Annotated in this window: 10 protein-coding genes; 3 read left to right on the forward strand and 7 right to left on the reverse strand. The window is 60.0% G+C overall.

Features of this window, described 5'->3' with window-relative positions; genetic code table 11:
• Nucleotides 1–20 precede the first annotated feature (20 nt).
• From purB to AC07SI_RS23950, 6 genes are all read right to left on the reverse strand, one after another.
• Entirely contained in the window at nucleotides 21–1,391 is a 1,371-nt protein-coding gene (gene purB / locus AC07SI_RS23925; RefSeq protein ID WP_010209589.1) for an adenylosuccinate lyase, read from the reverse strand.
• 124 nt (nucleotides 1,392–1,515) lie between these two features.
• Nucleotides 1,516–2,139, reverse strand: coding sequence for a high frequency lysogenization protein HflD (gene hflD, locus AC07SI_RS23930; RefSeq protein WP_058425015.1), 624 nt, complete (start codon nucleotides 2,137–2,139; stop codon nucleotides 1,516–1,518).
• Nucleotides 2,136–3,260, reverse strand: a complete 1,125-nt coding sequence (gene mnmA / locus AC07SI_RS23935) for a tRNA 2-thiouridine(34) synthase MnmA (protein ID WP_495006630.1) — start codon at nucleotides 3,258–3,260, stop codon at nucleotides 2,136–2,138. Before mnmA ends, hflD begins: the two co-directional genes overlap by 4 nt.
• Before the next feature lie 59 nt (nucleotides 3,261–3,319).
• Nucleotides 3,320–3,766 carry an NUDIX hydrolase gene (locus AC07SI_RS23940; protein WP_065907512.1) on the reverse strand — a complete coding sequence of 149 codons (447 nt, stop codon included), beginning with the start codon at nucleotides 3,764–3,766 and terminating at the stop codon, nucleotides 3,320–3,322.
• 70 nt (nucleotides 3,767–3,836) lie between these two features.
• On the reverse strand, nucleotides 3,837–5,054 hold the full coding sequence (locus AC07SI_RS23945; protein WP_495006631.1) for a serine hydrolase domain-containing protein: 1,218 nt from the start codon (nucleotides 5,052–5,054) through the stop codon (nucleotides 3,837–3,839).
• 162 nt (nucleotides 5,055–5,216) lie between these two features.
• Nucleotides 5,217–7,442 carry an NADP-dependent isocitrate dehydrogenase gene (locus AC07SI_RS23950; protein WP_495006632.1) on the reverse strand — a complete coding sequence of 742 codons (2,226 nt, stop codon included), beginning with the start codon at nucleotides 7,440–7,442 and terminating at the stop codon, nucleotides 5,217–5,219.
• Nucleotides 7,443–7,935: 493 nt separating this feature from the next.
• On the opposite strand from AC07SI_RS23950, the gene icd reads away from it, so the two are divergent.
• Nucleotides 7,936–9,192: an NADP-dependent isocitrate dehydrogenase gene (gene icd, locus AC07SI_RS23955; RefSeq protein WP_201145170.1), complete on the forward strand. Its 1,257-nt coding sequence runs from the start codon at nucleotides 7,936–7,938 to the stop codon at nucleotides 9,190–9,192.
• 81 nt (nucleotides 9,193–9,273) lie between these two features.
• Here the strand turns inward: icd and cspD are convergent, their stop codons facing one another.
• A complete protein-coding gene (gene cspD / locus AC07SI_RS23960; protein ID WP_106803430.1) occupies nucleotides 9,274–9,537 on the reverse strand; it encodes a cold shock domain-containing protein CspD in 264 nt (87 codons plus the stop codon).
• 219 nt (nucleotides 9,538–9,756) lie between these two features.
• Between cspD and clpS the strand changes: the two genes are divergently transcribed.
• Both clpS and clpA read left to right on the forward strand, forming a co-directional pair.
• Entirely contained in the window at nucleotides 9,757–10,125 is a 369-nt protein-coding gene (gene clpS, locus AC07SI_RS23965; protein ID WP_010567912.1) for an ATP-dependent Clp protease adapter ClpS, read from the forward strand.
• 29 nt (nucleotides 10,126–10,154) lie between these two features.
• A complete protein-coding gene (clpA, locus tag AC07SI_RS23970; protein WP_065907505.1) occupies nucleotides 10,155–12,425 on the forward strand; it encodes an ATP-dependent Clp protease ATP-binding subunit ClpA in 2,271 nt (756 codons plus the stop codon).
• The last annotated feature ends 353 nt before the right edge of the window (nucleotides 12,426–12,778 follow it).

A 12,778-nucleotide genomic window follows, 5' to 3' on the forward strand; every position in this document is an offset into this window, starting at 1 on the left:
CTCAAAGGGTCGTGCGTGGATCAGATGCGCTTGGCTTGCTCTACAGCGTTACCGATGTAGTTGGCCGGGGTCAGCAGTTTCAGCTCGGCCTTGGCCGCGGCTGGCATGTCCAGGCCATCGATGAAAGTCTGCAACGCCTCGGGGCTGATGCCCTTGCCGCGGGTCAATTCTTTCAGCTTCTCGTAAGGGTTTTCGATGTTGTAGCGACGCATCACGGTCTGGATCGGCTCGGCCAATACTTCCCAGCACGCGTCCAGGTCAGCGGCGATCTTCTGCTCGTTGAGCTCGAGCTTGCTGATGCCCTTGAGGCTGGCTTCGTACGCGATCACGCTGTGGGCAAAGCCCACGCCGAGGTTACGCAGTACGGTGGAGTCGGTAAGGTCGCGCTGCCAGCGGGAGATCGGCAACTTGCTGGCCAGGTGCTGGAACAGCGCGTTGGCGATGCCGAGGTTGCCTTCGGAGTTTTCGAAGTCGATCGGGTTGACCTTGTGCGGCATGGTCGACGAACCGATTTCACCGGCAATGGTGCGCTGCTTGAAGTAGCCCAGGGAAATGTAGCCCCAGATATCGCGATCGAAGTCGATCAGGATGGTGTTGAAGCGCGCAATGGCGTCGAACAGCTCGGCGATGTAGTCGTGCGGTTCGATCTGCGTGGTGTAAGGGTTGAAACCCAGGCCCAGTTCGTCTTCGATGAAGGCGCGGGCGTTGGCTTCCCAGTCGATCTCGGGGTAGGCCGACAGGTGGGCGTTGTAGTTGCCGACAGCGCCGTTGATCTTGCCCAGCAGCGGGACGGCAGCCACTTGAGCGATCTGGCGCTCCAGGCGGTACACCACGTTGGCCAGTTCTTTACCCAGGGTGGTCGGCGACGCCGGCTGGCCGTGGGTGCGCGACAGCATTGGTACGTCGGCGAAACGGATGGCCAGTTCGCGGATGGCGTTGGCGGTCTGGCGCATCAGCGGCAGCATCACGTCATCACGGCCTTCGCGCAGCATCAGGGCGTGGGACAGGTTGTTGATGTCCTCGCTGGTGCAAGCAAAGTGGATGAACTCGCTGACCTGGGCCAATTCCGGCAGCTTGGCCGCTTGCTCCTTGAGCAGATATTCGATGGCCTTGACGTCGTGGTTGGTGGTGCGCTCGATCTCTTTCACACGCTCGGCGTGCTCCAGGGAGAAGTTTTCCGCCAGGGTGTTGAGCACAGCGTTGGCTTCGGCGGAGAACGCCGGCACTTCGCTGATGGCGGGGTGAGCGGCCAGGCGCTGGAGCCAGCGCACTTCAACCAATACACGAGCACGGATCAGGCCGTATTCGCTGAAAATAGGGCGCAGGGCCTGGGTTTTGCCGGCGTAGCGGCCGTCAACAGGGGAAACCGCAGTGAGCGAAGAAAGCTGCATGGGGTGTTCTCGGACAGTCGGGCAACGAAATGGGGCGCGTATCATACATGAAAAAATCCGCCGGTCCGTTGCCAACTGACCGGCGTATTACGCGTGGGGCTATAAAAAACGTGGCTGTTGCGACTTATTCGTTGCGCATCAACGGGTAAAGCTCTTTGAGCAATTTGCGTCGGCTGATCACCAGTTGCCAACGATGACCGCCCAACTGGCGCCACAACCGTGCCGAACGAATACCGGCCAGGAGCAGGGCGCGGATTTTCGAGGCGTTGTTCGGTTGCTGCAGGTTGCGCATGTCGCCGTGCACCTGAATCCGTTGGCGCAAGGTGCTCAAGGTGTCCTGGTACAGCGCACCGCAGGCGGCAATCACGTTCTCGTGGGCCGGGCCGAAGTGCTCTACCTGGGACTGGATCTGCGGCAGGCGCTTGCCGATGACTTCCAGCATGTCTTCACGCTTGGCCAGTTGGCGCTCCAGGCCGAGCATCGACAGGGCGTAGCGCAGCGGCTCGCGCTGCAAGGTGCTCGGGTCGCGTTCCAGGGCGCCGATCAGCGCGCGGTAACCTTCGCGCAGCGCCAGGTCGTCGCCGCCATACACTTCCAGTGTGTCCTTGGGGTCGCGGATCAGCAGGCTGCCGAGCATGCAGGTCAGGCCTGCCTCGGTGACCTGGCCGGTCTTGGCGATCTTGTCGACCAGCACCGCGGCGAGGAATACCCCGCCGAGGGCGGTCAATTGCTCCTGGGTCGGGCTCATGCCGGGTTGCTCCAGGGCTCGGCGACTTCAATCACGCCGCCGCCGAGGCAAATCTCGCCGTCATAGAACACCACGGACTGGCCTGGCGTGACCGCGCGTTGCGGGTCATCGAAGGTGGCACGGTAGCCGCTGGCGGTTTTTTCCAGGGTGCAGGGCTGGTCACTCTGGCGATAGCGCACTTTGGCGGTCAGGCGGCGCGGGGTGCTCAGGTCGATCGGGTTGACCCAGTAGATCTCCGACGCCAGCAGCGCACCGGAGAACAGCAACGGGTGCTCATTGCCCTGGCCGACGATCAGCACGTTGTGCGCGAGGTCCTTGACCAGCACGTACCACGGCTCTTCGCCGGCGTCTTTCAAACCGCCGATGCCCAGGCCCTGGCGCTGGCCGATGGTGTGGTACATCAGGCCATGGTGGCGGCCGATCACTTCGCCTTCGGTGGTCTTGATCTCGCCGGGTTGCGCGGGCAGGTACTGCTTGAGGAAGTCGCTGAAGCGGCGCTCGCCGATAAAGCAAATACCGGTGGAGTCCTTCTTCTTGGCAGTGGCCAGGCCGTGTTTCTCGGCGATCTTGCGCACTTCGGGTTTTTCCAGCTCGCCCACCGGGAACAGGGTCTTGGCGATCTGTTCGCCGCCGACGGCGTGCAGGAAATAGCTCTGGTCCTTGTTCGGGTCCAGGCCCTTGAGCAGTTCGGTGCGGCCATCAACGTCGCGGCGGCGCACATAGTGGCCGGTGGCGATCAGGTCGGCGCCGAGCATCATGGCGTAGTCGAGGAACGCCTTGAACTTGATCTCGCGGTTGCACAGGATGTCCGGGTTCGGCGTGCGGCCGGCCTTGTATTCGGCCAGGAAGTGCTCGAACACATTGTCCCAGTACTCGGCGGCGAAGTTGGCGGTGTGCAGCTTGATGCCAATCTTGTCGCAGACGGCCTGGGCATCCGCCAGGTCGTCCATGGCGGTGCAGTATTCCGTTCCATCGTCTTCTTCCCAGTTCTTCATGAACAGGCCTTCCACCTCATAACCCTGCTCCATGAGCAGAACGGCGGAAACGGAAGAATCCACGCCGCCGGACATGCCGACGATGACGCGCTTCTTTTGTGTGTCAGAAGGGGCTGGATCACGCATAGGATTTCAACGGGTGTCTTGAAAAAGGACGCGATTCTAGCAGGCCTGGGCCCGCAAGGCTAAAGAGAAGGGCGGATCAGTTCGAGGCTGTGGCACTGGCCGGCCAAATAATCATCGATACAGCGGATGATCAGCTCGCTGCGCCAGTCATTGCGCACGGCCATCAGTTCGTCGCGGGTCATCCAGCGGGCGCGCAGGATGCCTTCGTCGAGCTGATAGTCGGGATGGTGTTTCAGCGCCTTGGCGATAAAACATACCCGCTGATAGGTCACGCCGTTGCTGGGGGCGGTGTACAGGTAGATGCCGACGATGCCGGTGGCTTCCACGTCCCAGCCGGTTTCCTCGAGGGTTTCGCGCACGGCGGCTTCGGTCAGGGTTTCGTGCGGGTCGAGGTGGCCGGCAGGCTGGTTGAGCACGGCGCGGCCGCCCTTGAGTTCCTCGACCATCAGGAAGCGGCCGTTGTCTTCTACGAGGGTGGCGACGGTGATGTGGGGTTGCCAGGTCATGGAGGGCTCTCAAGCGATCAGTGGGGCAGGCGCCCATCATACAGGGGCGCCCGCCGGGTGTTGCGCTTGGTTACCGGGCGGCCTTGGTGATGGCGTCGAAGGCGACCATGTCGTCAATGACTTCACCGCCGGTGGCTTTGGTCTGCGCTTGCCACACGACGATCACCACGTTTTGCGTAGGGTTTATGTAGATGAACTGGCCGAAAATACCGGCAGCCGTGAAGGCTTTGTCGGCTTTTGACGCGGCAGTCCAGGCCGGCCACCACATGGAGGCAAAGTCGCCGTAGGCGGCATCGGTGCCGGTGGTGGCGCTGGCAAAGCTCATCCAGCCTTTGGGCAGTACTTGCTTATCGCCGGTTTTGCCGCCACTGAGTACGAACTGTCCGAAGCGCCCGTAATCTTCCAGTGTTGCGCTGATGCCGCTGCCGCCCACTTCGTTGCCGTTCGGGCCGTCGAGCCACCAGTTCGCATCGGTCTGCATGCCATACGGCGCCCAGATTTTCTCGCTGAGGTAGTTCGCCAGGGGCTTGCCCACGGCGGCGCTGACCAGTTGGCCCAGCACTTGTGTCTCGCCAGTGCTGTAGTTGGTGCGGGAGCCAGGCGGCGCGGCGCTGGGCAGGCTCGCCATGAACTTGAGGGCGGAGCCGGGCACTTGTTCGGTCTGCAGCTTGAGCATCATGCGTCGATCCGACGTCGGGTCGGCGTATTTCTCACTCCATTTGACCCCCGAACGCATCGCCAGCACTTGGCGCACGGTGGCCTGGTCGTAGCCGCTACCGGCCAGTGCAGGCAAATACTCGGTCACTTTGTCATCCAGGCTCTTGATCGAACCGTCCTGCAAGGCCGCGCCGACGAGGGTCGATGTAATCGACTTGGCCACCGACATCGACATCCAGCGGGTTTCGGCGGTGTTGCCTTTTTCGTAGCGTTCAGTAACGACTTGGCCGTCCTTGATCACCAGCAGGCCTGTTACCCGGTTGAGGGTGACGTAGTCATCAAGACTATAGCGTTTGCCTTCGTAATCGAACGCAACCGGTCCCAGCGCCCGGCTGCTGTGCGGCAGTGGGAAAGGGTGGCCGCCGGCCTTGATGGTGCGCACCGGAAACAAGCGGTCGATATTGCGAAAGGTGCTGACCGCAGCGTCGGCGCTGAGTTTGCCGTCGTACATGGTCTGCACGTCGCCAATCGGTTCCTGTGCATGCGGGTAGGGTGGCGAGTGGCTCGCGCAGGCGGTCAGCAGGGCGATTGCCGAGGCCCAGGCCAGCGCCTGGAAGTGAGCTCTTTGCATAAAAACTTCCTTATTTGTTGTTTTCTGGAATGGCTTGAGCAAAAACACAAAGCAAGTCCTGCGCCCACTTACGAAAAAAAGCGCAAAAAAAATCCGGAACCCTTTCGGGTTCCGGATTTTGCTGTGGTGTGACGATCAATCAAGCATCGTCACATCAGCGCATCACACCAGTGCAGCAATCGCCGCATTGAGGGTGTTGCTTGGACGCATGGCCTTGCTGGTCAGCTCAGGGTTCGGCGCGTAGTAGCCGCCGATGTCCACTGGCTTGCCCTGCACGGCGTTGAGCTCGGCAACGATGGTTGCTTCGTTCGCGGTCAGGGTCTTGGCCAGTTCGCCGAACTGCGCTTGCAGTGCAGTGTCTTCGGTCTGGGCGGCCAGGGCTTGAGCCCAGTACAGCGCCAGGTAGAAGTGGCTGCCGCGGTTGTCGATGTTGCCGACTTTGCGCGATGGCGACTTGTTGTTGTCGAGGAACTGGCCAGTCGCCTGGTCCAGGGTTTTCGACAGCACCAGGGCTTTCGGGTTGTTGTACGTGACGCCCAGGTGTTCCAGGGAAGCGGCCAGGGCCAGGAACTCGCCCAGGGAGTCCCAGCGCAGGAAGTTTTCTTCCAGCAGCTGCTGCACGTGCTTGGGAGCCGAACCGCCGGCGCCGGTTTCGAACAGGCCGCCACCGTTCATCAGCGGCACGATCGAGAGCATCTTGGCGCTGGTGCCCAGTTCCATGATCGGGAACAGGTCGGTCAGGTAGTCACGCAGTACGTTACCGGTCACCGAGATGGTGTCCAGGCCCTTGCGGGTGCGCTCCAGGGTGAACTTCATCGCGTCGACCGGCGACATGATGCGGATGTCCAGGCCTTCGGTGTTGTGGTCTTTCAGGTAGGCCTGAACTTTCTCGACCACGACGCCGTCGTGCGCGCGCTTCGGGTCCAGCCAGAAAATGGCTGGGGTGTTGCTGGCGCGGGCACGGTTGACGGCCAGTTTGACCCAATCCTGGATCGGCGCGTCTTTGGTCTGGCACATGCGGAAGATGTCGCCGGCCTCGACGTTCTGTTCCATCAGCAGGTTGCCCTTGCTGTCGGTGACGCGGACGACGCCGTCAGCCTTGATCTGGAAGGTCTTGTCGTGGGAGCCGTACTCTTCGGCTTTCTTCGCCATCAGGCCAACGTTTGGCACGCTGCCCATGGTGGTTGGGTCGAAAGCGCCATTGGCCTTGCAGTCTTCGATGACCGCTTGGTAGATGGTGGCGTAGCAGCGATCCGGGATCACGGCCTTGGTGTCGTGCAGCTGGCCGTCGGTGCCCCACATCTTGCCGGAGTCACGGATCATGGCGGGCATCGAGGCGTCGACGATGACGTCGCTCGGCACGTGCAGGTTGGTGATGCCTTTGTCGGAGTTGACCATCGCCAGGGAAGGGCGAGCGGCGTAGACCGCCTGGATGTCAGCTTCGATCTGTGCTTGCTGGTCGTCCGGCAGGGCCTTGATGCGAGCGTACAGGTCGCCGATGCCGTTGTTCAGGTTGAAGCCGATCTGCTCCAGCACGGTGGCGTGCTTGGCCAGCGCGTCTTTGTAGAACTCGGCAACGATCTGGCCGAACATGATCGGGTCGGAGACCTTCATCATGGTGGCTTTCAGGTGAACCGACAGCAGCACGCCTTGCTTCTTGGCGTCTTCGATTTCAGCGGCGATGAAGCTGCGCAGGGCGTTCTTGCTCAGTACGGCGCTGTCGATGATCTCGCCAGCCTGTACGGAAGTCTTTTCCTTGAGGACGGTCGCGGTACCGTCCTTGGCGATCAGCTCGATTTTGACAGCATCGGCGGCTTCGATCTGAACGGCTTTTTCGCTGCCGTAGAAGTCGCCGCTGCTCATGTGAGCCACGTGGGACTTGGAGTCGGCAGCCCAGGCGCCCATCTTGTGCGGGTGCTTGCGCGCGTAGTTCTTGACCGACAGCGGGGCGCGGCGGTCGGAGTTGCCTTCGCGCAGGACCGGGTTCACGGCGCTGCCCTTGACCTTGTCGTAACGTGCACGGGTTTCTTTTTCCGCGTCGGTGGTTACGGTTTCAGGGTAGTCCGGCAGGGCGTAGCCCTGGGCCTGCAGTTCCTTGATCGCAGCCTGCAGCTGAGGCGTCGAGGCACTGATGTTAGGCAGCTTGATGATGTTGGCTTCAGGCGTAACGGCCAGGTCGCCCAGTTCGGCGAGGTGGTCCGGGATGGCCTTGGTACCCAGTTGCTCAGGGAAGCTTGCGAGGATGCGCCCGGCGAGGGAGATGTCGCGGGTTTCCACGGCAATATCAGCGTAAGCGGTGAAGGCCTCTACGATAGGCAGCAGTGAATAGGTGGCGAGGGCTGGGGCTTCGTCGGTGAAGGTGTAGATGATCTTCGAGCGGGTGGGCATATTCGGATTAACTCTCTTCTTTGCTGAAAGCGTGCGCAGAAACTCGAGATGCGCCGGGTGGAGCGCGTTCGTTCAAAGTCATCCATGAGCGAAATGTCGAGGTTTCTTCGCGGTGATGTTGGGTTGCATCAGTCGAGCGTCAAGCGGGTGGACTATTGTATTAGTCCTGCTTTGTAGCGGAAGGCTGTGTTCTAGAGCGGTCCGCCGTCGTGACTCTTTGGTCAGCGGCGGCATTATACATAGGTCGCTATGCTTACGCCGAGCCTTCATACAAAAGGTGTGTCGTCCATTGGTCTAAAGGTCGCAGGGCCCAACGTGCTACCAAGGTCGCATGCAGTGCTCAAGATTGGCGATTTTGCCTTTGCTTTCAGGCTTGTAGGCGACAATTTATGCTGTTTTCGATGCAAATGAGCATGGCGTGAGGTTTCAGTCGCCATTTATCTGGAGTAGGCTCGAACGCAGCCAGATGTTCAATCCATAGATGGAGTTCAGCATGGGATACAAGAAGATTCAGGTTCCGGCAGTCGGCGACAAAATCACCGTCAATGCAGACCATTCTCTCAATGTTCCTGACCAACCGATCATCCCTTATATCGAAGGTGACGGTATTGGCGTCGACATCAGCCCGGTGATGATCAAGGTGGTCGACGCGGCTGTTGAAAAGGCCTACGGCGGCAAGCGCAAGATCTCCTGGATGGAGGTGTACGCCGGCGAGAAAGCCACTCAAGTCTACGACCAGGACACCTGGCTGCCCCAGGAAACCCTGGATGCGGTCAAGGATTACGTGGTGTCCATCAAGGGCCCGCTGACCACCCCGGTCGGTGGCGGCATCCGTTCGCTGAACGTGGCCCTGCGCCAACAACTCGATTTGTATGTGTGCCTGCGCCCGGTGCGCTGGTTCGAAGGCGTGCCGAGCCCGGTCAAGAAGCCAGGCGATGTGGACATGACCATCTTCCGTGAGAACTCCGAAGACATCTACGCCGGGATCGAGTGGAAAGCCGGCTCGCCCGAAGCGATCAAGGTGATCAAGTTCCTCAAGGAAGAAATGGGCGTGACCAAGATCCGTTTCGACCAGGATTGCGGCATCGGCGTCAAGCCGGTCTCCAAAGAGGGGACCCAGCGCCTGGCGCGTAAAGCCCTGCAATATGTAGTGGATAACGACCGCGATTCGCTGACCATCGTGCACAAAGGCAACATCATGAAGTTCACCGAGGGGGCCTTCAAGGAATGGGCCTACGAAGTGGCGGCGCAGGAATTCGGCGCGACCCTGCTCGATGGCGGTCCATGGATGCAGTTCAAGAACCCGAAAACCGGCAAGAATGTGGTGGTCAAGGATGCGATTGCCGACGCCATGCTCCAGCAGATCCTGCTGCGTCCGGCCGAATATGACGTGATTGCGACACTCAACCTGAACGGTGACTACCTGTCCGACGCACTGGCGGCAGAGGTCGGCGGTATCGGCATTGCGCCGGGGGCCAACCTGTCCGACACCGTGGCCATGTTCGAGGCGACCCACGGCACCGCGCCCAAGTATGCGGGCAAGGACCAGGTCAATCCGGGTTCATTGATCCTGTCGGCGGAGATGATGTTGCGCCACATGGGCTGGACCGAGGCGGCTGACCTGATTATCAAGGGCACCAATGGCGCGATTTCGGCCAAGACCGTGACCTATGACTTCGAGCGCCTGATGGACGGCGCGAAGTTGGTGTCGTCGTCGGGCTTTGGTGATGCGCTGATTTCGCATATGTAAGGCGCAGGCATAAAAAAACCGGCCGTCCCAATCTTGCTGGGGTGGCCGGTTTTTTATTGCGTTTGCGCGCTCGACGGCGGATCAGGCCGTTTGCTTCTTTTCGTTATGAGCGGTCGACCCCGCGGTGGGTTCAGGTGCCTTGGCGACGATTTCCACGGCATGCAACCCTTTCGGTCCTTGAATGATTTCGAAACTTACAGGTTGGCCCGCTTTCAGCGTCTTGTACCCATCCATCTTGATCGCTGAAAAATGCGCAAAGAGATCTTCGGACTTACCGTCCTCTACGACGAAACCGTAGCCTTTGGCATTGTTGAACCACTTGACCTTACCACTTGCCATGCCCATATCCCTCTGCACCAGACTCCATCACTGGAGTATCATCCAGTTTATCCGTCCTAACCCGAATAAATAAGGTTGACTGCGCGGACCTTTTTTACCCACTGTGGGTTCTATTGGTTGTAACACCGTTTTGCCGATAGTCAAGGCGACTGGCCGGTCAGCAGTTGAAATTCTGACAGGTCGCCCCCACCACTGTATTTGAACCACTGACGAACCTTTCTTTCCATGCATGCAATCAGCCAGATTCGACTAACATTCAATCAGGATCGACCGGATCACGAACACGATGACGACGGTTCTGCAGGCATTGCTGTTCAGGAGGCCAAGCCTGCTTTACAGGCGCCGCCGATGTACAAGGTGGTTTTGTTCAATGATGACTACACACCGATGGATTTCGTGGTCGAAGTACTCGAGGTGTTTTTTAACCTGAACCGCGAGTTGGCGACCAAGGTAATGCTGGCCGTTCACACAGAAGGACGGGCAGTATGTGGAGTGTTTACCCGCGACATCGCCGAGACAAAGGCCATGCAGGTCAACCAGTACGCCAGGGAAAGCCAGCATCCGCTACTCTGTGAAATCGAGAAGGACGGTTAACGCCGACCACTTGGGTATGAGGTGAAGCTATGTTAAACCGCGAGCTCGAAGTCACCCTCAATCTTGCCTTCAAGGAGGCCCGTTCGAAGCGTCATGAATTCATGACCGTCGAGCACCTGCTGCTGGCACTTTTGGATAACGAAGCTGCCGCCACCGTTCTACGTGCGTGCGGCGCCAACCTCGACAAACTCAAGCATGACCTGCAGGAGTTTATCGACTCCACCACGCCACTGATCCCCGTGCATGACGAGGACCGCGAGACCCAGCCAACTTTGGGCTTCCAGCGGGTATTGCAGCGTGCTGTTTTCCACGTACAGAGCTCCGGTAAGCGTGAAGTCACAGGCGCCAACGTGCTGGTGGCAATTTTCAGCGAGCAGGAAAGCCAGGCAGTGTTCCTGCTCAAGCAGCAGAGCGTTGCCCGTATTGATGTCGTCAATTACATCGCCCACGGTATCTCCAAGGTGCCTGGGCACGGCGATCATTCCGAGGGTGAACAGGATATGCAGGACGACGAGGGCGGTGAGTCTTCTTCTTCGGGCAATCCACTGGATGCCTATGCCAGTAACCTCAATGAGCTGGCGCGCCAGGGGCGGATCGATCCGCTGGTGGGGCGCGAGCTTGAGGTCGAGCGTGTAGCGCAGATCCTCGCGCGTCGTCGCAAGAACAACCCGTTGCTGGTGGGTGAGGCCGGCGTGGGTAAAACCGCGATTGCCGAGGGCCTGGCCAAGCGCATTGTCGACAATCAGGTGCCTGACCTGCTGGCCAACAGTGTCGTCTACTCCCTTGACCTGGGCGCCTTGCTCGCCGGGACCAAGTACCGTGGCGATTTCGAGAAGCGCTTCAAGGCGTTGCTAGGTGAGCTGAAAAAACGCCCGCAGGCGATCCTGTTCATTGATGAGATCCACACCATCATTGGTGCCGGTGCGGCATCCGGTGGGGTAATGGACGCCTCGAACCTGCTCAAGCCGCTGCTGTCGTCGGGTGATATCCGCTGCATTGGTTCGACCACGTTCCAGGAATTCCGCGGAATTTTCGAGAAAGACCGCGCCTTGGCGCGTCGCTTCCAGAAAGTCGACGTGTCCGAGCCTTCGGTTGAAGACACCATTGGCATCCTGCGCGGGCTCAAGGGGCGTTTCGAAGCGCACCATGGCATCGAGTACACCGATGAGGCCCTGCGTTCGGCCGCTGAACTGGCGTCGCGCTACATCAATGACCGGCACATGCCGGACAAGGCCATCGACGTGATCGACGAGGCGGGTGCCTATCAGCGCCTGCAGCCGGTCGAGAAGCGTGTGAAACGCATCGACGTACCTCAGGTCGAGGACATCGTGGCGAAGATCGCGCGGATTCCGCCAAAACACGTCACCAGTTCCGACAAGGAACTGCTGCGTAATCTGGAGCGTGACCTCAAGCTGACCGTGTTCGGCCAGGATGCGGCCATCGACTCGCTGTCCACCGCGATCAAGTTGTCGCGTGCGGGCCTCAAGTCGCCGGACAAGCCTGTGGGTTCGTTCCTGTTCGCTGGTCCTACCGGCGTCGGCAAGACCGAGGCGGCACGGCAGTTGGCCAAGGCCATGGGCATTGAGCTGGTGCGTTTCGACATGTCCGAATACATGGAGCGTCACACTGTGTCGCGCCTGATCGGTGCGCCTCCGGGCTATGTCGGGTTCGACCAGGGCGGCCTGTTGACCGAAGCGATCACCAAGCAGCCGCATTGCGTATTGCTGCTCGATGAAATCGAGAAGGCGCACCCGGAAGTCTTCAACCTGCTGCTGCAGGTGATGGACCACGGCACCCTGACCGACAACAACGGGCGCAAGGCGGATTTCCGCAACGTGATCGTGATCATGACCACCAACGCCGGTGCCGAAACGGCCGCGCGGGCTTCGATCGGCTTCAGCCATCAGGATCACTCTTCCGATGCCATGGAAGTGATCAAGAAGAGCTTTACGCCGGAGTTCCGCAACCGTTTGGACACCATTATCCAGTTTGGTCGCCTCAGCCATGAGGTTATCAAGAGCGTGGTGGACAAGTTCCTCACCGAGCTTCAGGCGCAGTTGGAAGACAAGCGCGTGCAGCTGGACGTGACGGACGCGGCGCGCAACTGGCTGGCCGAAGGTGGTTACGACGCGGCAATGGGCGCTCGCCCGATGGCGCGTCTGATCCAGGACAAGATCAAGCGGCCATTGGCCGAAGAGATCCTGTTCGGCGAACTGTCCGACCATGGCGGCGTGGTGCATATCGACCTGAAGGATGGCGAGCTGACCTTCGACTTCGAAACCACGGCGGAAATGGCCTGATCGTTGACTGCACTACAGCAAAGGCGCCGAAAGGCGCCTTTTTGCTGTCTTGATGTTGGTGGAGATCAAATGCAGGGGCTGGCTTGCCTGCGAAAGCGGTGGGTCAGCCAGCGAATGCATCAACTGACGGATCGCCTTCGCGAGCAAGCCCGCTCCCACAGGGGATTGGGGTGGGCCTGAGACCCTGGGTGTACGCAGATCAAATGTGGGAGCTGGCTTGCCTGCGAAGGCGGTGGGTCAGCCAGCGAATGCATCAACTGACGGATCGCCTTCGCGAGCCCGCTCCCACAGGGGATTGGGGTGGGCCTGAGACCCTGGGTGTACGCAGATCAAATGTGGGAGCTGGCTTGCCT

The organism is Pseudomonas sp. GW821-FHT05D12 (genome assembly GCF_059419825.1).